Source organism: Streptomyces sp. SN-593 (assembly GCF_016756395.1).
In the GTDB taxonomy this organism is placed as follows: Bacteria; Actinomycetota; Actinomycetes; order Streptomycetales; family Streptomycetaceae; genus Actinacidiphila; species Actinacidiphila reveromycinica.
In genome coordinates, this window is sequence record NZ_AP018365.1 from 1,970,305 (window position 1) to 1,993,127 (window position 22,823).

The 22,823-nt window shown below is 73.9% G+C and carries 19 protein-coding genes; 18 read left to right on the forward strand and 1 reads right to left on the reverse strand.

Going from position 1 to position 22,823, the window contains the following annotated elements:
- The first annotated feature begins 6 nt into the window (after window positions 1-6).
- The 15 genes from RVR_RS08250 to RVR_RS08320 all read left to right on the forward strand — a co-directional run bounded on the left by RVR_RS08250 (window position 7) and on the right by RVR_RS08320 (window position 18,380).
- Window positions 7-723 carry a response regulator transcription factor gene (locus RVR_RS08250; protein ID WP_202233230.1) on the forward strand — a complete coding sequence of 239 codons (717 nt, stop codon included), beginning with the start codon at window positions 7-9 and terminating at the stop codon, window positions 721-723.
- A 203-nt stretch (window positions 724-926) separates the two neighbouring features.
- Window positions 927-2,420, forward strand: a complete 1,494-nt coding sequence (locus RVR_RS08255) for an arabinofuranosidase catalytic domain-containing protein (protein WP_202233231.1) — start codon at window positions 927-929, stop codon at window positions 2,418-2,420.
- A gap of 108 nt (window positions 2,421-2,528) precedes the next feature.
- Entirely contained in the window at window positions 2,529-3,425 is an 897-nt protein-coding gene (locus tag RVR_RS08260; RefSeq protein ID WP_202233232.1) for a hypothetical protein, read from the forward strand.
- Window positions 3,426-3,550: 125 nt separating this feature from the next.
- On the forward strand, window positions 3,551-3,784 hold the full coding sequence (locus RVR_RS08265) for a hypothetical protein (protein ID WP_202233233.1): 234 nt from the start codon (window positions 3,551-3,553) through the stop codon (window positions 3,782-3,784).
- A 125-nt stretch (window positions 3,785-3,909) separates the two neighbouring features.
- On the forward strand, window positions 3,910-4,179 hold the full coding sequence (locus RVR_RS08270; RefSeq protein WP_202233234.1) for a hypothetical protein: 270 nt from the start codon (window positions 3,910-3,912) through the stop codon (window positions 4,177-4,179).
- 91 nt (window positions 4,180-4,270) lie between these two features.
- Window positions 4,271-5,065, forward strand: a complete 795-nt coding sequence (locus RVR_RS08275; protein WP_237404634.1) for an adenosylcobinamide-GDP ribazoletransferase — start codon at window positions 4,271-4,273, stop codon at window positions 5,063-5,065.
- A gap of 170 nt (window positions 5,066-5,235) precedes the next feature.
- On the forward strand, window positions 5,236-6,750 hold the full coding sequence (locus RVR_RS08280; RefSeq protein ID WP_202233235.1) for a leucyl aminopeptidase: 1,515 nt from the start codon (window positions 5,236-5,238) through the stop codon (window positions 6,748-6,750).
- Window positions 6,751-7,018: 268 nt separating this feature from the next.
- The gene (gene lpdA, locus RVR_RS08285; RefSeq protein WP_202233236.1) at window positions 7,019-8,407 is read left to right on the forward strand and encodes a dihydrolipoyl dehydrogenase; all 1,389 of its coding nucleotides are present in this window, start codon (window positions 7,019-7,021) and stop codon (window positions 8,405-8,407) included.
- A 50-nt stretch (window positions 8,408-8,457) separates the two neighbouring features.
- Complete coding sequence (gene sucB, locus RVR_RS08290) at window positions 8,458-10,257, forward strand: 2-oxoglutarate dehydrogenase, E2 component, dihydrolipoamide succinyltransferase (RefSeq protein WP_202233237.1); 1,800 nt, start codon at window positions 8,458-8,460, stop codon at window positions 10,255-10,257.
- 192 nt (window positions 10,258-10,449) lie between these two features.
- The gene (locus RVR_RS08295) at window positions 10,450-11,088 is read left to right on the forward strand and encodes a GntR family transcriptional regulator (protein ID WP_202233238.1); all 639 of its coding nucleotides are present in this window, start codon (window positions 10,450-10,452) and stop codon (window positions 11,086-11,088) included.
- A gap of 303 nt (window positions 11,089-11,391) precedes the next feature.
- Window positions 11,392-14,076 (forward strand): pyruvate dehydrogenase (acetyl-transferring), homodimeric type, encoded by a 2,685-nt coding sequence (aceE, locus tag RVR_RS08300; protein WP_202233239.1) that lies wholly within the window; start codon window positions 11,392-11,394, stop codon window positions 14,074-14,076.
- 181 nt (window positions 14,077-14,257) lie between these two features.
- Window positions 14,258-15,253, forward strand: a complete 996-nt coding sequence (locus RVR_RS08305; RefSeq protein WP_202233240.1) for a GNAT family N-acetyltransferase — start codon at window positions 14,258-14,260, stop codon at window positions 15,251-15,253.
- A gap of 112 nt (window positions 15,254-15,365) precedes the next feature.
- The gene (locus tag RVR_RS08310; RefSeq protein WP_202238474.1) at window positions 15,366-15,878 is read left to right on the forward strand and encodes a DUF4240 domain-containing protein; all 513 of its coding nucleotides are present in this window, start codon (window positions 15,366-15,368) and stop codon (window positions 15,876-15,878) included.
- A gap of 31 nt (window positions 15,879-15,909) precedes the next feature.
- Window positions 15,910-16,815, forward strand: coding sequence for a TIGR01777 family oxidoreductase (locus tag RVR_RS08315; RefSeq protein ID WP_202233241.1), 906 nt, complete (start codon window positions 15,910-15,912; stop codon window positions 16,813-16,815).
- Between the two features lie 299 nt (window positions 16,816-17,114).
- Complete coding sequence (locus tag RVR_RS08320; protein ID WP_237404635.1) at window positions 17,115-18,380, forward strand: FAD-dependent oxidoreductase; 1,266 nt, start codon at window positions 17,115-17,117, stop codon at window positions 18,378-18,380.
- 44 nt (window positions 18,381-18,424) lie between these two features.
- On the opposite strand, the gene RVR_RS08325 is transcribed toward RVR_RS08320, so the two are convergent.
- Window positions 18,425-20,071, reverse strand: a complete 1,647-nt coding sequence (locus RVR_RS08325) for an NsdA family TPR-like regulatory protein (RefSeq protein WP_237404636.1) — start codon at window positions 20,069-20,071, stop codon at window positions 18,425-18,427.
- A gap of 300 nt (window positions 20,072-20,371) precedes the next feature.
- Between RVR_RS08325 and lipB the strand changes: the two genes are divergently transcribed.
- The 3 genes from lipB (at window position 20,372) to RVR_RS08340 (ending at window position 22,803) form a co-directional block, all read left to right on the forward strand.
- Window positions 20,372-21,148, forward strand: a complete 777-nt coding sequence (lipB, locus tag RVR_RS08330; protein ID WP_202233243.1) for a lipoyl(octanoyl) transferase LipB — start codon at window positions 20,372-20,374, stop codon at window positions 21,146-21,148.
- Between the two features lie 163 nt (window positions 21,149-21,311).
- Entirely contained in the window at window positions 21,312-22,295 is a 984-nt protein-coding gene (lipA, locus tag RVR_RS08335) for a lipoyl synthase (protein ID WP_202233244.1), read from the forward strand.
- 325 nt (window positions 22,296-22,620) lie between these two features.
- On the forward strand, window positions 22,621-22,803 hold the full coding sequence (locus tag RVR_RS08340; protein ID WP_202238476.1) for a hypothetical protein: 183 nt from the start codon (window positions 22,621-22,623) through the stop codon (window positions 22,801-22,803).
- The last annotated feature ends 20 nt before the right edge of the window (window positions 22,804-22,823 follow it).

Here is a 22,823-nt window from a genome sequence, read left to right on the forward strand (position 1 = left end):
GACCGTATGGCGATCCCACCCGGTCACGTAGCGCAGTCCCCGCCCGCCGTGGTGACGGTGCTGCTCGCGGACGACCAGGCGCTGCTGCGCGGCGCGTTGCGGGTGCTGGTGGAGTCCGAGCCGGACATGGCCGTGGTGGGCGAGGCGGTGGACGGCGCCGAGGCCGTCGCCCTGGTGCGGGCCGAGCGGCCGGACGTGGTGCTGATGGACATCCGGATGCCGGGGACCGACGGGATCGCGGCCACCCGGGAGATCGTCGCCGACCCCGAGCTGGCCGGCACCGCGGTCCTGGTGCTGACCACCTTCGAGGCGGACGAGTACGTGGTGCGGGCGATCCTGGCGGGCGCCTCCGGGTTCCTCGGCAAGGGCGCCGAGCCGGACGAGCTGCTGTCGGCGATCCGCACCGTGGCGGGCGGCGAGGCGCTGCTGTCCCCCGCCGCCACGAAGAGCCTGATCTCCCGGTTCGTCGCCCAGCAGCAGGGTGCCGACGGCGAGCCGCGCACCGTGCCGGGCATGGACACCCTGACCTCCCGCGAGCGGGAGGTGCTCGTCGAGGTCGCCGGCGGCCTGCCGAACAACGCGATCGCCGCCCGGCTCGGGGTCAGCCCGCTCACCGTGAAGACGCACATCAACCACACGATGGCCAAGCTCGCGGCCCACGACCGCGCGCAACTCGTCGTGGCCGCCTACGAGTCGGGGCTGGTCCGCCCCCAACGCCCCTGAACCGTACGACGGGTACGACGGAAACCCACAGATTCGGACAGGTGAACGCGCTCTCAGAAAAATGAAAGCAACAAATATTGACCGAACCCACCAGCGCGCGTACCTTCCCAGCGAGCCGTCTCACGGCGGGCCGCGAACGAACTCGCCTGCCATGGCGGCATGTTGAAGCAAGCTCCCTCACCCCCCACCTTCAGGAGCGCGCCATGCAAAGATCCCTCACCGCGAGCACGGGACGCGGCCGCGTCCCGCGGCTGCGCGGCATCCTGATGTCGGCCGTCGCGGCGCTCGCGCTCGTACTCGGCGCGTTCATCAGCCTGCCGGGTACGGCGGCGCACGCCGCCGGCTCGCTGCCGTGCGACATCTACGCCGCCGCGGGCACCCCCTGCGTCGCCGCGCACAGCACCACCCGTGCGCTGTACGCCTCGTACAACGGCCCGCTGTACCAGGTGACCCGGGCCTCCGACGGCGCAAAGACGGACATCGGGCTGCTCGCGCAGGGCGGCTACGCCAACGCGGCCGCGCAGGACTCGTTCTGCGCGGACACCACGTGCAGCATCAGCAAGGTCTACGACCAGTCCCCCCGCCACAACGACCTCAACCCGGGCCCGGCCGGGACCGCCGGCAGCGCCGACCGCGGCGCCGACGCGAGCGAGCTGTCCGTCACGGCGGGCGGCCACAAGGTCTACGGCATCTGGATCTCGCCGGGTGTCGGCTACCGCTCCAACGGCGCCGCGTCCGGCACCGCGGTCAACGGCCAGGCCGAGGGCGCCTACATGGTGGCCAGCGGCACCCACGTCGGCTCCGACTGCTGCTTCGACTACGGCAACGCCGAGTCCACCGCGTCCGACACCGGCAACGGCCACATGGACGCGGTGTCCATCGCCACCACGTGCTACTTCTCGCCGTGCACCGGCTCGGGCCCCTGGGTCGAGGCCGACATGGAGAACGGCATGTTCCAGGGCGACAACGGCTCCAACACCGCGAACGCCGGGAACAAGAGCGCCTTCGTCACCGCGGTGCTGAAGAACAACGGGCAGACCACCTACGCGCTCAAGGGCGGCAACTCCCAGTCCGGCGGACTGTCGACATGGTGGAACGGATCACTGCCGACCAGAGGCGGCTACATGCCGATGCACCAGGAGGGCGGCATCATCCTGGGCACCGGCGGTGACAACAGCAACCGCAACATGGGCACCTTCTTCGAGGGCGTGATGGTCTCCGGCTACCCGACCGACGCGGCCGAGAACGCGGTGCAGGCGAACGTGGTGTCGGTGGGCTACTCCGGCGAGACCAACATCCCCAACGGACCCCAGGGCACCATCACCGGCCCCGGCGGCCAGTGCGTGGACGTCGCGGCCGACGACACCGGCACGGACGGCGCCGCGGTCCAGCTCTGGAACTGCCAGTCCTACGCCGAGGACCAGTACTGGACCCACCACACCAACGGCTCCCTCAGCACGATCGGCCGCTGCCTCGACATCAACGGCAACGGCACCGCCGCGGGCACCAAGGTCGAGCTGTGGGACTGCAACGGCGTCGGCGGCCAGGTCTGGCAGCAGCGCTCCGACGGCTCCCTGTACAACCCGCAGTCCGGCCGCTGCCTCGACTCCCCCAGCGGCGCCACGGCCAACGGCACGCGGTTGCAGATCTGGGACTGCAACGGCACCGCGGCCCAGAAGTTCACGCTCCACTCCTGACCGCCGGGTCCCGGACACCGGAAATCCTGATATCCGTTCACTCGTGCGGGTGAATACGTCGATGGGTGATCGTTTCTGCACAGAAACGGACATCTACGGTCCATAGCTATGGTCACCTCATCACATGAGGCGATGCACCGGATCTTCCAAGAGGACCCCGGCATCTTCGCCCGGACCTTCGACCGGCTCGGCCTCCCCTTCGCCGAGCCGGTCGCGGTCTCCCTTCTGTCCCCCGACGCCACCGAACTCGTACCGGTCGAGCGCCGCATCGACACGCTGCTCCAGATCGAGGGCGCGGACGGCGTGAGCTACCTGCTCGCCATCGAGTCGCAGGGCCGCAAGGACCCCGACAAATGCGCCAGTTGGGCGTACTACCTCGCCTACCTGCACGCGAAGTACGGCAAGCAGGTGATCCTCCTGGTCACGTGCCAGGACGTCGGTACGGCCCGCTGGGCCGAGGGCCCCTTCCACTACGGGATATCCCAGTGGCGCTGCATGACGGTGCGCCCCCTGGTCCTCGGCCCGCACAACGTCCCCGTCATCACCGACCCCGAGGAGGCCGCCCGGGACCTCCCGCTGGCCGTCTTCTCCGCGATCACCCATGGTCACCGGCGTGACGCGGATACCCTGTTGAAGGCACTGAACTCCGCGCTCCAGACGGTCGACGACCTCACCGCCGCGATCTTCAGGGAGCTCACCGAACTCGGCCTGGGCAGCGGGCCGGCAGCAGACATCTGGAAGGGCCTCATGGTCGTCGACACCTCCTTCTTCCGCTCCGAGACCTCCCAAAAACTCCGCGCGGAAGGCCGCGAAGAGGGTCTGGCGCAGGGCCTCACGAAGGGCCTGCTCCTCGTGATCGCCTCCCGCGGCATCACCCTGGACGACGAACTGCGCACCCGGGTCGCCGAGTGCGAGGAAGCCGACCAGTTGGGCAAGTGGCTGGAACGCACGGCGACCGCGACGACCGCCGAGGAGATCTTCGCCCAGGACCCCGAAGACAACTGAACCCGCCGACCCCCACTCCCACCGGCGGCCGACTTCCCCCGCGGGAGGCGGCCGCCGGCTGTACGGACATACGCACCGAACTCGGCCTGGGCAGCGGGCCGGCAGCAGACATCTGGAAGGGCCTCATGGTCGTCGACACCTCCTTCTTCCGCTCCGAGACCTCCCAGAAACTCCGCGCGGAAGGGGCCGCCAAGGCCCTGCTCGTCGTCATCGAGTCCCGCGGGCTGATCCTCAGCGAGGAACTGCGCGCTCTGATCACCGATGGTCAGAGCCTCGATCGCCTCGACGAGTGGACCCGGCGCGCGGCGACCGCGACGACCGCCGAGGAGATCTTCGCCCAGGACCCCGAAGACAACTGAACCCGCCGACCCCCACTCCCACCGGCGGCCGACTTCCCCCGCGGGAGGCGGCCGCCGGCTGTACGGACATACGCACCGAACTCGGCCTGGGCAGCGGGCCGGCAGCAGACATCTGGAAGGGCCTCATGGTCGTCGACACCTCCTTCTTCCGCTCCGAGACCTCCCAAAAACTCCGCGCGGAAGGCCACCAGAAGGGCCGCGAAGAGGGTCTGGCGCAGGGCCTCGCGAAGGGCCTGCTCCTCGTGATCGCCTCCCGCGGCATCACCCTGGACGACGAACTGCGCACCCGGGTCGCCGAGTGCGAGGAAGCCGACCAGTTGGGCAAGTGGCTGGAACGCACGGCGACCGCGACGACCGCCGAGGAGATCTTCGCCCAGGACCCCGAAGACAACTGAACCCGCCGACCCCCACTCCCACCGGCGGCCGTCTTCCCCCGCGGGAGGCGGCCGCCGCGGGGTCGCGGGCGGGGGGAGGTAGCCTCGCGGGGTGGCTGGTGGGGAGACGCGGGTGCGGGTGGGGGACGGGCTGAGGTTCGCGTTCGGGACGTTGACCGTGGTCCCCGTACGAGTGACCCGCTGGGACCGGGCCGCCGCACGCGGCGGGATGGCGGCGGCACCGCTGGTGGGCGCCGCGGTGGGCGTGGCCTCGGGCGCCGTCGGTGCCGGACTGCACGCCGCGGGAGCGTCCCCGCTGCTCGCCGCGGTGGGCGCGGTGGCCGTACCCGCCGTGATGACCCGGGGCCTGCACCTGGACGGACTCGCGGACACCGCCGACGGGTTGGGCAGCGGCAAGCCCCCCGAGCAGGCGTTGGACATCATGAAGCGCTCGGACATCGGACCGTTCGGCGTGGTGGCCCTGGCGCTGGTGCTGCTGGCCCAGGTCGCCGCGTTGGCGGCGTGCTACGGGCACGGATGGGTCTACGGCGCCGCCTGCGCGGTGGCCGGCGCGGTCGCGGGGCGCGTCGCGATGACGCTCGCGGCCCGGCGCGGGGTGCCGGCGGCCCGCCCGGGCGGCCTCGGCGCCGCCGTCGCCGGGGTGCTGTCCCCCCGGGCGGCGTGGACCGTCGCCGCGGGGTGCGCCGCCCTCGCCGCCCTCGCCGGCTCGGCCTTCCCCGGCCTGACCTGGCTGCGCTTCCTCGTGGCCGCGGCCCTCGCCGGGGCCGCCGCCGAGGCACTGCTGCACCGCTGCCGTACCCGGTTCGGCGGGGTGACCGGCGACGTGTTCGGGGCGCTGTGCGAGACCGCCGCGACCGGTGCCCTCCTGGTGCTGTCACTGCGCTGACCCGCGCCCCGCCGCCGGCCGGCCGCGGGCGCCCGGCCCGCCGTCCGCGGGCCGCGGACACGTCCCGCCGCCCGCCCGCTGACCGGCAACTGGGCAGCGTAGGCTCGACCGAGGGCCGCTCCGGCGTCGTGGCGGCCCGCACCCCTTCGACCGTTAGGACCCCACCCACCGTGACTGCTCTGACACTAAGCGCCTCCTCCGCCGCAGCGCTGCGCGCGGATGCCGTCGTCGTAGGCGTGACCAAGGGCCCGAAAGGCCCGCGCCTGGCGCCGGGAGCGGACGCCGTGGACGACGCGTTCGGCGGCAAGCTGGCCGCCGTCCTTGAGACCCTGGGCGCGTCCGGCGCCGAGGGCGAGTCGACCAAGCTGCCCGCGCCCGACGGCGTGAAGGCACCCGTGGTGCTCGCGGTCGGCCTCGGCGAGCCCGCCGGAAACGGCGGTGCGAACGACGCGGAGGCCCTGCGCAAGGCCGCGGGCGTCGCCGCACGCGCCCTGGCGGGCGCCAAGAAGGCCGCCTTCGCCCTGCCCGCGGCCACCCCCGTCGAGGTGGAGGCCGTCGCCACCGGCGCCCTGCTGGGCGCGTACTCCTTCACCGCGTACCGGTCCGACACCCGGAAGGACGCACGCCTCCCGCTCGGCGAGGTCGCCGTGCTCGGCGCGAAGCCGCGCGACAAGGAGCACAAGGCCGCCGCCGCGCGCGCCGTCGCGGTCGCCGCGGAGGTCAACCGGGCCCGCGACCTGATCAACACCCCGCCGAACGACCTCACCCCGACCGCCTTCGCCGCACTCGCCCAGCAGGCGGGCAAGGAGCACGGCCTGAAGGTCGAGGTGCTCGACGAGAAGGCCCTCGCCAAGGGCGGCTACGGCGGCCTGATCGGTGTCGGCCGCGGTTCGGCGACGCCGCCCCGCCTGGTGAAGGTCGCCTACACGCACCCGGACGCGACCGTCTCGCTCGCCTTCGTCGGCAAGGGCATCACCTACGACTCCGGCGGCATCTCGCTGAAGCCCCCGGGGCACAACGAGACGATGAAGTGCGACATGAGCGGCGCGGCCGCCGTGTTCGGCGCGGTGCTGGCGACCGCGAAGCTCGGCCTGGCGGTGAACGTGACCGGCTGGCTGGCGCTGGCCGAGAACATGCCCGGCGGCAACGCCACCCGCCCGGGCGACGTGCTGAAGATGTACAGCGGCAAGACCGTCGAGGTGCTGAACACCGACGCCGAGGGCCGCCTGGTGCTCGCCGACGCGATCGCCCGCGCCTCCGAGGAGTCCCCCGACGCGATCGTGGACGTGGCGACGCTGACCGGGGCGATGGTGCTCGCACTCGGCGACGGCCGGTTCGGGATCATGGCCAACGACGACGACTTCCGCTCGACGGTGCACTCCGTCGCGCTCGCCGAGGGCGAGGACTCCTGGCCGCTGCCGCTGCCGCAGCAGCTTCGCAAGACCTTCGACTCGCCGGTCGCGGACATCGCGAACATGGGCGTGCGGCCCGGCGGCGGCCTGATCGCCGGACTGTTCCTGCGGGAGTTCGTCGGCGAGGGCATCACCTGGGCCCACCTGGACATCGCGGGCCCGGCCTTCCACGAGGGCGCGCCGTTCGGCTACACCCCCAAGGGCGGCACCGGCAGCGCGGTGCGCACCCTGGTCGGCCTGGCCCGCACCGCCGCCGAGGGCGACCTCTTCTGACCGGCGGCCCCTGCCCGCGCCGGGCGGGGCCGCGGCGAGATCCGTCGCGTGAGTTACCTCACACGCGGCCCCGGGTGGAGCACCCGGGGCCGCACGTCGTCGTACCTGCTACGTCACACCGCCCGGCCCGATGCCTCACCGGCCGCCGACAAGTGCGAAGATGTGGGTCGGCACGACAGGGCCCCCTTTGAGACAAAGCGGCCGAACCAAAGCCGCCGTCCGGTCTAGGTGGACCGGCTCCGGCGAACCCATGCATGGAGGACGTGACGTGGCGAACGACGCCAGCACTGTTTTCGACCTAGTGATCCTCGGCGGTGGCAGTGGCGGTTACGCGGCTGCCCTGCGTGCCGCACAGCTTGGACTCGACGTCGCCCTGATCGAGAAGAACAAGCTCGGGGGCACCTGTCTGCACCAGGGTTGCATCCCCACCAAGGCGCTGCTGCACGCGGGGGAGATCGCCGACCAGGCCCGCGAGAGCGAGCAGTTCGGTGTGCGCGCGACCTTCGAGGGCATCGACATCGCGGCCGTCCACAAGTACAAGGACGACGTGATCTCCGGCCTCTACAAGGGCCTGCAGGGCCTCGTGGCCTCGCGCAAGGTGACGTACATCGAGGGTGAGGGCCGGCTGTCCTCCCCCACCTCCGTCGACGTGAACGGCCAGCGCATCCAGGGCCGGCACATCGTGCTGGCCACCGGGTCCGTACCGCGCTCGCTGCCGGGCCTGACCATCGACGGCAACCGGATCATCTCCTCCGACCACGCCCTGGTCCTGGACCGGGTGCCGCAGTCGGCGATCATCCTGGGCGGCGGCGTGATCGGCGTCGAGTTCGCCTCGGCGTGGAAGTCCTTCGGCACCGACGTGACGATCGTCGAGGGCCTGCCCCACCTCGTGCCGGTCGAGGACGAGAACAGCTCGAAGCTGCTGGAGCGGGCCTTCCGCAAGCGCGGCATCAAGTTCAACCTGGGCACCTTCTTCCAGGGCGCCGAGTACACCGACAACGGCGTCAAGGTCACCCTGGCCGACGGCAAGACCTTCGAGGCGGAGGTGCTGCTGGTCGCCATCGGCCGCGGCCCGGTCTCGCAGAACCTCGGCTACGAGGAGCAGGGCGTCGCGATGGACCGCGGCTTCGTGCTGGTCGACGAGTACATGCGCACCAACGTGCCGACCGTCTCCGCGGTCGGCGACCTGGTGCCCACCCTCCAGCTCGCGCACGTCGGCTTCGCCGAGGGCATCCTCGTCGCCGAGCGGGTGGCCGGCCTCAAGCCGGTGCCGATCGACTACGACGGCGTGCCGCGCGTGACCTACTGCCACCCCGAGGTCGCCTCCATGGGCCTCAGCGAGGCGAAGGCCAAGGAGGTGTACGGCGCGGACAAGGTCGTCACGCTCAAGTACAACCTGGCCGGCAACGGCAAGAGCAAAATCCTCAAGACCTCGGGCGAGGTCAAGCTCGTCCAGGTGCGCGACGGCGCCGTCGTGGGTGTCCACATGGTCGGCGACCGGATGGGCGAGCAGGTCGGCGAGGCGCAGCTCATCTACAACTGGGAGGCGCTGCCCGCCGAGGTCGCGCAGCTCATCCACGCCCACCCGACGCAGAGCGAGGCTCTCGGCGAGGCGCACCTGGCGCTCGCCGGCAAGCCCCTGCACTCGCACGACTGACCCTCGAACACGCCACCCATCCGCACAGATCGTTAGGAGCAACCGCAACCATGGCGGTTTCCGTAACCCTGCCGGCGCTCGGCGAGAGCGTGACCGAGGGCACCGTCACCCGCTGGCTGAAGGCCGAGGGCGAGCGGGTCGAGGCCGACGAGCCCCTGCTCGAGGTGTCGACCGACAAGGTCGACACCGAGATCCCCTCCCCCGTGTCCGGCGTGCTGGCCTCCATCAAGGTCGCCGAGGACGAGACGGTCGAGGTCGGCGCCGAGCTGGCGCTGATCGACGACGGCTCGGGTGCCCCCGCCGCGCCGGCGGCCCCCGCGGCCCAGCCCGAGCCCACCCCGGAGCCGGCGCCCGCGCCCGCCCCGGCCGCGGCCCCCTCCACCGAGGCGGCCGCTCCCGCCCCCGCCCCGACCGCGCAGGCGGCCGCGGGCGGTTCCGGCGCGTCCGGCACCGACGTGGTGCTGCCCGCGCTCGGCGAGTCCGTCACCGAGGGCACCGTCACCCGCTGGCTGAAGGCGGTCGGCGACAGCGTGGAGGCCGACGAGCCCCTGCTCGAGGTCTCCACGGACAAGGTCGACACCGAGATCCCGTCGCCCGCGTCCGGCACCCTGCTGGAGATCCTGGTCCAGGAGGACGAGACGGCCGAGGTCGGCGCGAAGCTGGCGGTCATCGGTGCGGCCGGTGCCGCTCCGGCCGCCGCACCCGCGCCCGCCGCTCCCGCCCCGGCCCCCGCGGCTCCGGCGCCCGCGCCGGCCGCACCCGCCCCGGCTCCGGCGGCTCCGGCCCCCCAGGCCGCGGCTCCGGCTCCGGCTCCGGCCGCACCCGCTCCCGCGGCTCCGGCTCCGGCGCCTGCCCCGGCTCCGGCTCCGGCGGCCCCCGCGGCCCAGCCCGCGCCGGCCGCGCCCGCCGCGGCACCGGCCGCCCCGGGTGCCGGCGACGGCGCCTACGTCACCCCGCTGGTCCGCAAGCTCGCCGCCGAGAGCGGCGTGGACCTCGGCTCGGTGCGCGGCACCGGCGTCGGCGGCCGCATCCGCAAGCAGGACGTGCTCAGCGCCGCGGAGGCCGCCAAGGCCGCCGCGGCACCGGCCGCCGCCGCGCCCAAGGCGGCGAAGGCCGTCGAGGTCTCGCCGCTGCGCGGCCAGACGGTCAAGATGACCCGGATGCGCAAGGTCATCGGCGACAACATGATGAAGGCCCTGCACTCGCAGGCGCAGCTGACCAGCGTGGTCGAGGTGGACGTCACCCGGGTCATGCGGCTGCGCGGGCTGGCCAAGGAGTCCTTCGCGGCGCGCGAGGGCGTGAAGCTCTCGCCGATGCCGTTCTTCGTCAAGGCCGCCGCCCAGGCGCTCAAGGCCCACCCGGTGATCAACGCCCGCATCAACGAGGACGAGGGCACGATCACCTACTTCGACTCCGAGAACATCGGGATCGCGGTGGACTCCGAGAAGGGCCTGATGACCCCGGTCATCAAGGGCGCCGGCGACCTGAACATCGCGGGCATCGCCAAGAAGACGGCGGAGCTGGCGGCCAACGTCCGGGCCAGCAAGATCACCCCGGACGACCTGGCGGGCGCGACCTTCACGATCAGCAACACCGGCTCGCGCGGCGCGCTGTTCGACACGGTCATCGTGCCGCCGAACCAGGCCGCGATCCTCGGCATCGGCGCGACCGTCAAGCGCCCGGTGGTCGTGGAGACCGCCGAGGGCACGGTCATCGGCGTCCGGGACATGACGTACCTGTCGCTCTCCTACGACCACCGGCTGGTGGACGGTGCCGACGCGGCCCGCTACCTGACCGCGGTCAAGGAGATCCTGGAGGCCGGCGAGTTCGAGGTCGAGCTCGGCCTGTGAGGGCGTCGACCGCCTGAGCAGCAGCGTCACCGCGGCGCCCCCGCCCCGTCCACCGGGTGCGGGGGCGCCGCCGCGTCCGTCCCCGGGCAGGCCCGGTGCCGACGGCCCGCGGGTTTGCGCGTCCCGGCCGGCGGCAGGTCGGCCGCCGCGTCGTATCGTCGTAGACACGCAACAGCGAAGGAGCGCGCTCCCATGGCCCAAGCCGCCGCCCCTCATCTGGTCGTGCACAGCCTGCGCGAGCAGATCCGCGAGCACATCCTCGACGGCATCGTCAGCGGACGCTGGAAGCCCGGCGAGCGGATCGTGGAACGGCGGATCGCGGTCGAGCTGCAGGTCAGCCAGACGCCGGTCCGGGAGGCGCTGCGCGAGCTGGAGACGCTGCGGCTGATCGAGTCCGCGCCGAACAAGGGCGTGCGGGTGCGCGGCCTGACGGCGGTCGACGTCAAGGAGAGCTACCCGGTGCGCGCCGGCCTGGAGCAGGTCGCGGCGGAACTGGCGGCCGCCGCGCTGGCCGAGGACCCGGGCCCGCTGGAGCGGGAGGTGGCCGCGCTGCGGGCGGCCGACGCCGCGCTCGACGACGAGGCGCAGGTCCGGCACACCGTCGGCTTCCACCACGAACTCGTGCGCGCGGCCGCCAACGGCGTGCTGCTGCACGTGTGGGAGTCACTGGGCATCGAGGTGTGGACCACGCTGTCCATGCGGTGGCTGAGCCCGGCGCCGCGCGCCTACGCCGACGAGCACCAGGAACTGGTCGACGCGTTCGTCGCCCGCGACCCGCGGATCGGCGAGTTGATCAAGTCGCACGTGCTGAGCTGCGCCCCCCAGGTGTAGGGCGGCCCCGCGGCGGCGCTCCGGGCCCGGGCGGGTCCGGAGCCTGCCGAAGGGCGGGCCAAGGGCGCGTGTCCCTTCGGTAGGCTCCCGCACGAGGGGGCGACGCCGTGGTTTCCCAGGCGAAGCCCGTCTGTCACTGGGTGCCTCAAAGGCTGGCACCCGGTGCCGACCTGTGGTTACTTCCCGGCAACCCATTGATCGATCATCGATCGAGGCGTAGCGTCGATCGGCGGGGAGCATCCTGTCGTGCCCGACTCACTTCCCACCATCCTCCCTCCGTTGTCTGGAAGGCGGCACACACCCATGCCTGACGCCGTAGGCCGTACCCGGCCCAGTCAGCTCGACCAGATCCCCGACATCGACCCGGAGGAGACCGCGGAATGGCGCGCGTCCCTGGACGCGGTCGCGAAGGCCGCGGGTCCGCACAGGGCGGCGTACCTGATGCGCCGCACCCTGGAGAGCGGTAGCGAGAGCGGGCTGAGCCTGCCGACGCCGCTGGAGACCGAGTACATCAACACCATCCCCACCGCCGCCGAGCCCGCCTACCCGGGCGACGAGGCGCTGGAGGCGCGGATCACCGCGTGGAACCGCTGGAACGCGGCGGCGATGGTCACCCGCGGCAGCAAGCTCGGCCTCGGCGGCCACATCGCCACCTTCGCCTCGGCGGCCTGGCTGTACGAAACCGGGTTCCAGCACTTCTTCCACGGCAAGGAGGGCGCCGGCAGCGGCGACCAGCTCTACATCCAGGGCCACGCCTCGCCCGGCGTCTACGCCCGCGCGTTCCTCGACGGCCGGCTCACCGAGGCCCACCTGGACCGGTTCCGCCAGGAGGCCGGCGGCGACGGGCTGCCGTCGTACCCGCACCCGCGGCGGCTGCCGTGGCTGTGGGAGTTCCCGACGGTGTCGATGGGCCTCGGCCCGCTCTCGGCGATCTACCAGGCGCGCTTCAACCGCTACCTGGAGCACCGCGGCATCAAGGACACCTCCGGCTCCCACGTGTGGGCCTTCCTCGGCGACGGCGAGATGGACGAGCCGGAGTCGACCGCCGCCCTGGCGCTGGCCTCCCGCGAGGGCCTGGACAACCTGACCTACGTCATCAACTGCAACCTCCAGCGGCTGGACGGCCCGGTCCGCCCGAACTTCAAGATCGTGCAGGAGCTGGAGGCGCAGTTCCGCGCCGCCGGCTGGAACGTGGTCAAGGCGCTGTGGGGCGCGGCCTGGGACGAGGTGCTCGCCCAGGACACCGACGGCGCGCTGGTCCGGCGGCTGCGGGAGACCCCGGACGCGCAGTTCCAGACCTACGCCACCCGGGACGCGGCCTACCTGCGCGAGCACTTCTTCGGCGCGGACGCCTCGCTGCGCGCGCTCGGCGGCCGGCTGACCGACGCGAAGCTGCTGGAGCTCTTCCAGACCTCGCGCGCCGGCCACGAGCCGCGCAAGGTGTACGCGGCCTACCGCGCGGCCCTGGAGCACAAGGGCGCCCCGACGGTGATCCTCGCCCAGACCGTCAAGGGCTACACGCTCGGCGCGGGCTTCGAGTCCCGCAACGCCAACCACCAGATGAAGAAGCTCACCGGCGCGCAGTTCCGCACCATGCGCGACCTGCTGGAGCTGCCCATCCCGGACAGCGCGCTGGACGCGGACGTGGTGCCGTACTGGCACCCCGGGGAGAACTCCCCCGAGATCCGGTACCTGCGCGAGCGCCGGGCGGCCCTGGGCGGGCCGGCGCCGGCCCGCAAGGTCGTGGCGGCGCCGCTGCCGCTGCCGCCGGAGAAGGCGTACAAGGCTCTGGAGAAGGGTTCCGGCACCCAGGAGATCGCCACCACCATGGCGTTCGTCCGGCTGGTGAAGGACCTGATGCGGGAGAAGGAGACCGGTCGGCGCTGGGTGCCGGTGGTGCCCGACGAGGCCCGCACCTTCGGCATGGAGTCGCTCTTCCCGTCCGCCGGGCTGTACTCGCCCAAGGGGCAGACCTACGACCCGGTCGACCGCGACCAGCTCCTGTACTACAAGGAGGCGAAGGACGGCCAGATCCTCAACGAGGGGATCACCGAGGCCGGTTCGCTCGCCGACTTCACCGCCGCGGCCACGTCGTACGCCACCCACGGCGAGCCGATGATCCCGTTCTACATCTTCTACTCGATGTTCGGGTTCCAGCGCACCGCCGACCAGTTCTGGGCGCTCGCCGACCAGCTCGGCCGCGGCTTCGTGATCGGTGCCACCGCCGGCCGCACCACCATGACCGGCGAGGGCCTCCAGCACGCCGACGGCCACTCCCACCTGCTCGCCTCCACCAACCCGGCGGCGCTGTCCTACGACCCGGCGTTCGCGTACGAGGTCGCGGTCATCGTCCGCGAGGGCCTGCGGCGGATGTACGGTCCGGCCGTCGAGGGCGAGGACCAGGACGTCTTCTACTACCTGACGGTGTACAACGAGCCGAAGGTGCAGCCCGCCATGCCCGAGGGCGTGGAGGAGGGCATCATCAAGGGCCTGTACCGCTACCGGCAGGCCGACGCGGCGGCCGCCGACGCGCCGCGCGCGCAGGTGCTGGCGTCGGGCACCGCGATCCACTGGGCGCTGGAGGCGCAGCGGCTGCTGGCCGAGGACTGGGGCGTGGCCGCCGACGTGTGGTCCGCGCCCTCCTGGACCGAGCTGCGGCGCGAGGCGCTGGAGTGCGACCGGGCGCGGCTGCGCGGCGAGGACCGGGTGCCGTACGTGACGCGGGCGCTGGCCGGTGCGCAGGGCCCGGTGGTGGCCGTCAGCGACTGGATGCGGGCGGTGCCGGACCAGATCGCGCCGTGGGTGGAGCAGGACTGGACGTCGGTGGGCACCGACGGGTTCGGGCTCTCCGACACGCGGGAGGCGGCCCGCCGGCACTTCGGCGTGGACCCGCAGTCGCTCACCGTGCAGACGCTGGCGGCGCTCGCCCGGCGCGGCGAGGTGAAGCCGGAGGCGGTGAAGGAGGCCGCGGAGCGCTACGGGCTCTGAGGCACCGCGTGCCGTCGGGTCGGCGGCGGGTCCCCGTCGGGGGTCCGCCGCCGACCCGTGCCCGCTCGCGGGCGGCCGCCGCACGCGGGTGGGGGTCCGCGCGTCGCGGCCGCCGTGACGTGCGAATCCACCGGGTGGAAGGGATTGCGGGCGCCTACACCAACCGGTTAAGTTCCCCCGGATGCCTACCAAACACCGGCGGCTGACCGCACCCACCGCCGACGACGTCCGCGCGTGGCACCGGGTGCGGTCCGCGGCGCTCGCGCACGACCGCCCGGGTGAGCCGCTGCCGACCCTGGCCGACGTGCGCACCGCGCTGACCACCGTCGGCCCCGGCAGCCGCTTAGCCCTGTGGCTGGTGCACGGCGCGAACGGCGAGGGCGTGGCCACGGCGAAGCTCCGGCTGCCGGCCGCCGAGGGCGGCGGCCGGCTCGCGTCGGTGCAGCTCACCGTCCATCCCGCGCACCGCAGGATGGGTACCGGCTCCCGGCTGCTGGCCACGGTGGTGGCCGCCGCGGCCGAGGAGGACTGCCGCCGGCTGTCGACGGAGGTGCTGGCCGGCACGCCGGGCGAGAGCTTCCTGGCCACCCGGGACTTCGTGCCCGCGCTCCGGCTGACCTGGCAGCGGCTGCTGCTGGCCGAGACCCCGGAGCGGATCGTGAAGCTGCCGGACGTGCCGCACCCCGGCTACCGGTTGGCGGCCTGGGAGGGCACGCCGCCGGACGCGCTCGCGGAGTCCTTCGCGGCGGCCCGGGCGGGCCTGGCGGCCCTGCCGACCGGCAGCCTGGGGGTCACCCGGGCCGGGTGGGACGCCGAGCGGGTGCGCAGGTCCGCGGAGTTGGCGGCCCGCCGCGGCGAGCGGCTGCTCAACCACGCGGCGGTCAGCGTCGCCGACGGCTCGGTGGCCGGCTACACGAAGCTGACGCTGCCCGCCGAGGTCGAGACCGGAGCGCGCGCGAAGCAGCTCGACACCGCCGTGGTGCCCGCGCACCGCGGCCACGGGCTCGGCCTGTGGCTGAAGTCCGCGATGCTGCGGCACCTGAGGGACGCCCACCCCGAGGTGACCGAGGTGGTCACGAACACCGCGGACGACAACCGGCACATGCTCGCGGTCAACGCGGCGCTCGGCTTCCGCCCCCTGCGCCGCACCGTGGCCTACCAGCTACGCCTGACGTGACCCGATCGGGGTGGTCGCCCCCGCCGGCGGCCGGTCCCGCGATCGTATCCGCCGCCCGCCGCGGGGGGGTCGCGTTGCACCGGGCCCCCTCGCACGGGAAGCTGTACGCGTGATGGACGAGACGGAGTTCTGGGAGATCGTCGACAGCACCCGCGAAGCCGCGGACGACGATCCGGAGGAACACGCCGACCTGCTGGTGGAACGGCTCGCCGGACTCGACCCGGACGCCGTGCTGGACTTCGCGCGGCACTTCGAGACCCGCTTCCACCGGGCCTTCGCCTGGGACCTGTGGGGCGCCGCCGACATCATGCTGGGCGGTGCCGACGACGACGCGTTCGACTTCTTCCGCTGCTGGCTGATCGGCCGGGGCCGGCACGTCTTCGAGGGCGCCCTGCACTCCCCGGACGACCTGGCCGTCCTCGCCCCGGAGTTCGACCCGGAGACCGACGGCGACGCCGAGGACCTGGGGTACGCCGCCGACGAGGCGTATGAGCGGCTCACCGGTGTGCGGCTGCCGGACCTGGAACTGACGCCGCCCGAGGAGCCGGAGGGCGTGCGCCCCGACTTCGACGACGACCGGGCGATGGCCGACCGCTTCCCCCACCTGTGGGCGCGCTTCGGGTAGCCCGGCGGGCGGACCGGGCACAATGGCCCCCATGCGTATCGCAGTCACCGGCGCCTCCGGTCTGATCGGCTCCGCCCTCACCGCCTCGCTCACGGCCGACGGCCACGAGGTGGTCACGCTGGTACGGCGTCCCCCGCGCAACCGCGGAGAGGCCCGCTGGGACCCGCGGGCGGGCACCGTGGACGCACAGGCGCTGGCCGGCTGCGAGGCGGTCGTGCACCTGGCGGGCGCGCCGGTCGCGGCGCGGCGGTGGAGCGCGCGGCGCAAGAAGGTCCTGCTCGACAGCCGGGTGGACGGCACCGCCACGATCGCGCGGGCGATGGCCGCGCTCGACCCGAAGCCGCGGGTGCTGGTCGCCGGCAGCGCGATCGGCTACTACGGCGACACCGGCGACCGCTTCGTGGACGAGGACAGCCCGGCCGGCACCGGCTTCCTGGCCGACCTGGTCCAGGCCTGGGAGGCGGCGGCCGATCCGGCGCGCGCGGCCGGCATCCGCACGGTGCACGCGCGCACCGGCCTGGTGGTCTCCCCCCAGGGCGGCGCGTGGGGCGCGCTGTTCCCGTTCTTCCGCGCCGGGCTGGGCGGACGGCTGGGCAGCGGGCGGCAGTACTGGAGCTTCATCTCGCTGGAGGACGAGGTGGCGGCGCTGCGGTTCGCCGTCGACCACGAGGAGCTGTCCGGCCCGGTGAACCTGACCGCGCCCGAGCCGCGCACCAACAGCGAGGTGACGGAGGCGATGGGGCGGGTGCTGCACCGCCCGACGGCGCTGCCGGTGCCGTCGTTCGCGCTGCGCGCGGTGCTCGGCGAGTTCGCCGGGGACGTGACGGGCAGTCAGCGGGTGCGCCCGCAGCGGCTGCTGGACGCCGGGTTCTCCTTCGCGCACCCGGACATCGACGACGCGATCAAGGCCGCGCTGCCGCCCCCCAACCGGGTCTGAGCGGGCGCCGCCGCGCCCGTCGCACCCGTACGGGTTCCGTACGGCCCGGCACCGGGAGGGCACGGCCGGAAAACGTGCCGGAAAGGGCCGGATCGGACCGGTCCGCCCCGCATCCTTTCTCTTTGATGAGGGCATGACCTTTAGCAGCGTTTCGCGCGAGCCGACGCCAACGGCCGACCACCGGGCGGAAGCGGGTACTTGGCGGTGCGTCAGCGGGTCAGGGCCGCTCGCCGCGCCTGCCCGCCATGTCCGTCGCGCAGGCGCCAGCGGGGACCGGACCCGAACTCGGGAGGGGCATCGTGCTCGCACCAGCACGCCCGCAAGGCGTGGCCTCCGCCACGGATGTGATCGTCATCGGCGCCGGCCCGGCCGGCCTGGCCGCCGCGCACCACCTGACCGAAGGGGGCATGCGCGTCACCGTCCTGGAGGCCACCGAACGCGTCGGCGGGCGGATGGCCACCGACACCGTGGACGGCTTCCGGCTCGACCACGGGCCCCAACTGCTCAACACCGCCTACCCCGAACTGCACCGCGCCGGCGGGCTGCGCGGCCTGCCGCTGGCCCCGCTCGCGCCCGGGGCGCTGGTCCGCTCCGGCGGCCGCGCCTACCGGGTCGGCGGTCCGAGCGGCACCCGCGCACCGCTCGGCTCGGCCCGCGACCGCGCCCGGCTCGGTACCGCGCTCGACCGGCTCGCCGCCACCCCCACCCGGCGCATCACCGCCCGTCCCGAGAGCACCGCCGCGCTCGCGCTGGCCGGCCGCGGGTTCGCGCCCCGCACCGTCGAGCACTTCCTGCGGCCGCTGCTCGCCGCGCTGCTGTGCGACGCCGAACTCGGCACGTCCAGCCGGGTGGCCGACATCGTGCTGCGCGGGTTCGCGCGCGGCCGGGCCTGCCTGCCGGTGGGCGGCGCCGCCCGGCTGCCCGAACGGCTGGCCGCCACCCTCCCGCCGGGCACCATACGGTTCGGGGTGCGCGCCGCCCACGTCGCCGCCAACGCGGTGCACACCGTCGACGGCGCCGAACTCCCCTGCCGCGGCGTGGTCGTCGCCACCGACGCGCACGCGGCCGCCGCCCTCCTGCCGGGACTGCGCGTGCCCGGCTTCCACCCGGTCACCGTGGTCCACCACGCCGCGCCGGCCGCGCCCCTGCGCGAGCCCGTGCTCGTCCTCGACGCCGACCGCCTCGGGCCGGTCTCCCACACCTACCCGGCCACCGCCATCGACCCCACCCGCGCGCCCACCGGCCGGGCCCTGGTCACCTCGGTCGTCCTCGGGCCGCCGCCGGACGGCTCCGACGACAAGACCATCCGCGCCCACCTCGCGGACCTGTACGACACCTCGACCGACCGCTGGGACCTGCTCTCCCTGCGCACCACGGCGCACTGCGTCCCCGCCATGCCCCCGCCGCACGACCTGCGCCGGCCGGTCCGCCTGCTGGCCGGGCTGTACGTCTGCGGCGACCACCGCGACACCTCCACCATCCAGGGCGCCCTGTTCTCCGGCCGCCGCGCCGCGGCCGCCGCCCTGCGCGACCTGAGCGCGGACGTCCCCCCGCGGGCCGCGTAGAGCCCCTCCGGCTCCGCCCCGGGTACGCGCCCGGGGCGGAGCGCTCACCGGGGCAGCGCGGCGACACGGTCGAGGAACGCCCGCACGGCGACGGTGTCCCGGAACGGCTCCAGCCGCTGCCGGAACTCCCGGACGTACTCCCCCGCGCGGACCGACCGCATCTCGCTCGCACCGCGCACCACCTCCACCCCGTGGGCGCACGCCACCTCCACCTCGCCCAGTCCGAGCCGGGCCGACGCCAGGACGGTGCGGCAGAACAGCCGGCTGCGCGCGTACCCGGCCGCGCGTAGCTGGAGCGACCGCTCGGCGTACTGCACCGCCGCCCGGTACTGCCGCAGGTCCCGGTGGCAGTGCGCGAACTCGTCCGCGAGCTGAGCCTCGTCGAAGAAGCGCGCCCACCCGGGCACCTCGTCCCCGCCGCGGGCCGCGCTCAGCGCCCGCTCCGCCCGCGCCAGCGCCGCCGCGCACGCCCGCGCCTCGCCGAGCAGCCCGTGCCCGCGCGCCTCGGCCGCGTGCAGCAGCGCGTGCACCACCGCGGGCGCGGCCGTGCCGACCCCCTGCTGGGCCACCCGGGCCAGTTGCACCGCCTCCCGCCCGTGCCCGAGGTACACGGCCTGGCGGCTCATCGTGACCAGCACGTAGCTGCCGTAGGCCCGGTCCCCGGCCGCCTGCGCCAGCCGCAGCGCCTGCACGAAGTAGCGCTGCGCGAGGCCGTGCGCCCCGATGTCGTACGAGGTCCACCCGGCCAGCCGGGTGAGGTCGGCGACCGAGGCGAACAGCCGGCGGCCGAGCGCGTCGCCGTAGGACCCGCGCAGCAGCGGCTCGGCCTCGTGCTCCAGGTAGCGGACGAGGGCCTGCCGGGCGTGCCCGCCGCCGTAGGCGTGGTCGAGGGAGCGGAAGAGGTCGCCGACGGCCCGCACCGCCGCGACGTCGCCGGCGCCGACCCGCCCGGACCCGCCGCCCGCCGGACCCGTACCGGTGCCGAGCAGCACCACGGGCTCGGCGCCGCCCGGGCCGCGGCTCTGGGCCGGCACCCGCGCGCCCCAGGCCGCCCACGGCCCCGGCAGCGGCACCCCGCCGCCCACGCGCTCCCCCGTGCCGCCCGCCGCGTGCGGCTCCGGCTCAGGGGGCCCGGCCGACGCCGGCGCCACCGGGGGCACCCCCGGCTGCGCCTGCCCGACCCGCTCGTCGGCCCGCCCGATCAGCCAGTCCCGGCTGGGCACCACCAGCCCCGCCGGGGTGAAGGCGATCTTCCGCAGCTCGGCCTGGTTCCCGGTGTCCTTGCGCCACAGCCCGCTGACGATGTCCACCGCCTCCTCGGGGGTGGCCGCGTACTCCAGCCCGGCGTAGACCGGCGCGCACGCGTCGAGCCCGAGATCGGGCGCGGCCAGCCGGCGGCCGAGCCGCTGCGTGAAGACCTCGGCGATCAGCGCCGGGGTGGTGCCGCGCGGCTGCTGGCCACGCAGCCAGCGGGTGATCGAGGTCTTGTCGTAGCGCAGGTCGAGTCCGTGTTCCACGCCGAGCTGGTTCACCCGGCGGGCGAGTCCCGCGTGCGAGAAGCCTGCCTCCGCGATGATCTCGGCGAGTTTGGTGTTGGCCCGGTTCTGCCGGTCGGTGCGTTCGGTACGCGCCTGGCGGGGCGCCGCGCTGGTCGGAGGGTTCGGCGTTCGCTGCGTGGGGCGGTCCGTCATCGGCAGTACGGTCCACTTCCTCTGGGCGGTCTCAGGATCGGCGCGAATGTAACGGTCAGTGCCGGGAAGCTCACCGTAAGAGCCGTGTATTCGCCCGAATGGGCTACAACCAATGGCATTCCGGACAGGGGCCGCGCGGCCGGAATCCGCCGCCGCCGGCCGTTGTCCACAGGCGGGCGGGGCCCGCGGCACGCCCGTCCCGCGCGCCGCCGTACAGTGGCTGGGGTGCGTCCGGCCGCACCACCCACCGCGGCCGGCGGCGCGCCGCCGTCGCGCCACCGCAGAGGAGTAGGAGTAGCCGTGAGCGAACTGCGCTTCGTCCACCTGGGGTTCGGCGCCGAAGCCGTCGAGTACGAAGCGGCGTGGCAGGAGCAGCGCCGCGTGCACGCGGCCCGGTTCCTCGACGAGGTGCCCGACACCTGCCTGCTGCTCGAACACCCGCCGGTCTACACCGCCGGCCGCCGCACCGCCGACAGCGAGCGCCCGCTGGACGGCACCCCGGTGATCGACGTCGACCGCGGCGGCAAGATCACGTGGCACGGCCCGGGCCAGATCGTCGGGTACCCGATCATGAAGCTCCCCCGCCCGGTCGACGTGGTCGCCCACGTCCGCCGGCTGGAGGACGCGCTGATCCGGGTGGCCGCGGACTTCGGCGTCGAGACCTCCCGGGTCGAGGGGCGCAGCGGCGTGTGGGTGCTGGGCGACCCCCTCCCGCGGCAGCAGGGCGGCCTGACCCTCGACTTCGACCCGCGGCTGGCCGACGAGGAGTTCGACCCGCGGCTGAACGGGCCGGAGTATGCCCCCTCCAACGCCGGCCAGCGCCGGGAGGACCGCAAGCTCGCGGCGATCGGCATCCGGGTCGCGAAGGGCGTCACGATGCACGGCTTCGCGCTCAACTGCGACCCGGACAACACCTGGTACGACCGGATCGTGCCCTGCGGCATCCGCGACGCGGGCGTCACCTCGCTCTCCGCCGAGCTCGGGCGGGACGTGCCGGTCCCCGAGGTGCTGCCGGTGGTCGAGAAGCACCTGGCCGCGGTGCTCGGCAGCGCGGTGCCGCTGCCCCGCGCGGTGTGAGGCGGCCGGTCCGGCGGCGCCCCGGCCCGGGGCGGCGCGGGCGTCGCCCCGCGGCGCCGGGAATGCCCCGCCCATGCCGCAGGTTGCACGGTTGAGGGGCCATGGGAAGTACGGGCGTACGCTGGTGTTCGCCGTAGAATCGAAGCTTTAGAGGGAGCCGGTCGTGTCTGCAGTCGCACCCGACGGACGCAAGATGCTGCGCCTTGAGGTCCGAAACAGCCAGACCCCCATCGAGCGCAAGCCCGAGTGGATCAAGACCCGGGCGAAGATGGGTCCCGAGTACACGCAGATGCAGAAACTCGTGAAGAGCGAGGGTCTGCACACCGTGTGCCAGGAGGCGGGCTGCCCCAACATCTACGAGTGCTGGGAGGACCGCGAGGCGACCTTCCTCATCGGCGGCGACCAGTGCACGCGGCGCTGCGACTTCTGCCAGATCGACACCGGCCGGCCCCAGGCGCTCGACCGGGACGAGCCGCGCCGGGTCGGCGAGTCCGTGCTCACCATGGACCTGAACTACGCCACCATCACCGGCGTCGCCCGCGACGACCTGGAGGACGGCGGCGCCTGGCTCTACGCGGAGACGGTCCGCCGCATCCACGCGATGACCGCGGACCGCGCGGGCGGCCGCACCAAGGTCGAACTGCTCATCCCCGACTTCAACGCCGAGCCCGCCCAGCTCGCCGAGGTCTTCGGCTCCCGCCCCGAGGTGCTGGCGCACAACGTGGAGACGGTGCCGCGGATCTTCAAGCGCATCCGCCCCGGCTTCCGCTACGAGCGCTCGCTGGAGGTCATCACCCGCGCCCGCGAGGCCGGGCTGGTCACCAAGTCCAACCTGATCCTGGGAATGGGCGAGGAGCGTGAGGAGATCAGCCAGGCCCTGCACGACCTGCACGACGCGGGCTGCGAGCTGATCACCATCACGCAGTACCTGCGCCCCTCGGCACGGCACCACCCGGTGGAGCGCTGGGTGAAGCCGGCGGAGTTCGTCGAGCTGAAGGAGGAGGCGGAGGAGATCGGCTATGCGGGTGTGATGTCCGGGCCGCTCGTCCGCTCTTCATACCGCGCCGGACGCCTCTTCCAGCAGGCCATCGACCGCCGCGCGGGCCAGGAGCCAGCGGTACGGGCCGAGGGTGCGGCTTTCATGTGAGATTGACCCGGTGGTCACCGGCTGGTAACACGGTGTGGCGAGGCTTGGACTCGCCGCACCGTCGCCGTGTCGGGGCCCGGCGGCCGCCCACTCCGGCCGCACCTCCCCGCACTTCCGCACGTCTCGCACCGCACAACACCGCGCCCCGCCCTCCCCGCTCCACCCGCCGCCTTCCTCCTTCCTCCCGAGGGGAACCATGCCGTCGTCGTCCGAGCAGGTGCACGTTCCCGGCCGCCTCCTGACCGGCCTGCCGCCCCGTCTGCGGCTCCAGCCGCGCTTCCGGCTCCAGCCGGCGGCCGGCCGCTCACCGTCGGGCGACCGTTCGGTGACGGGCGCGCTGCGCGCCGTGGAGACCTTCCTGCTGGGCGGCGGGCAGCAGACCGCCCGCAGGAACGCCTGGGCGGCGGTCGTGGCGGACCGGCAGCGCGCGAAGGACCGGCGGGAGGCCGAGCACGAGATCGCGGCGCTCGGGGGCACGCAGCGGGGCGCAGCGGCCCGACCGCGGTGACGGCGTACCGACAGGCCACG

Excerpts from the sequence above, each read along its gene's own strand:
- RVR_RS08325 (WP_237404636.1), bottom strand. The coding sequence starts at position 20,071 with ATGACGGACCGCCCCACGCAGCGAACGCCGAACCCTCCGACCAGCGCG.
- RVR_RS08315 (WP_202233241.1), top strand. The coding sequence starts at position 15,910 with ATGCGTATCGCAGTCACCGGCGCCTCCGGTCTGATCGGCTCCGCCCTC.
- aceE (WP_202233239.1), top strand. The coding sequence starts at position 11,392 with ATGCCTGACGCCGTAGGCCGTACCCGGCCCAGTCAGCTCGACCAGATC.
- RVR_RS08295 (WP_202233238.1), top strand. The coding sequence starts at position 10,450 with ATGGCCCAAGCCGCCGCCCCTCATCTGGTCGTGCACAGCCTGCGCGAG.
- RVR_RS08310 (WP_202238474.1), top strand. The coding sequence starts at position 15,366 with ATGGACGAGACGGAGTTCTGGGAGATCGTCGACAGCACCCGCGAAGCC.
- RVR_RS08270 (WP_202233234.1), top strand. The coding sequence starts at position 3,910 with ATGGTCGTCGACACCTCCTTCTTCCGCTCCGAGACCTCCCAAAAACTC.
- RVR_RS08305 (WP_202233240.1), top strand. The coding sequence starts at position 14,258 with ATGCCTACCAAACACCGGCGGCTGACCGCACCCACCGCCGACGACGTC.
- RVR_RS08250 (WP_202233230.1), top strand. The coding sequence starts at position 7 with ATGGCGATCCCACCCGGTCACGTAGCGCAGTCCCCGCCCGCCGTGGTG.
- RVR_RS08255 (WP_202233231.1), top strand. The coding sequence starts at position 927 with ATGCAAAGATCCCTCACCGCGAGCACGGGACGCGGCCGCGTCCCGCGG.
- RVR_RS08260 (WP_202233232.1), top strand. The coding sequence starts at position 2,529 with ATGGTCACCTCATCACATGAGGCGATGCACCGGATCTTCCAAGAGGAC.
- sucB (WP_202233237.1), top strand. The coding sequence starts at position 8,458 with ATGGCGGTTTCCGTAACCCTGCCGGCGCTCGGCGAGAGCGTGACCGAG.
- RVR_RS08265 (WP_202233233.1), top strand. The coding sequence starts at position 3,551 with ATGGTCGTCGACACCTCCTTCTTCCGCTCCGAGACCTCCCAGAAACTC.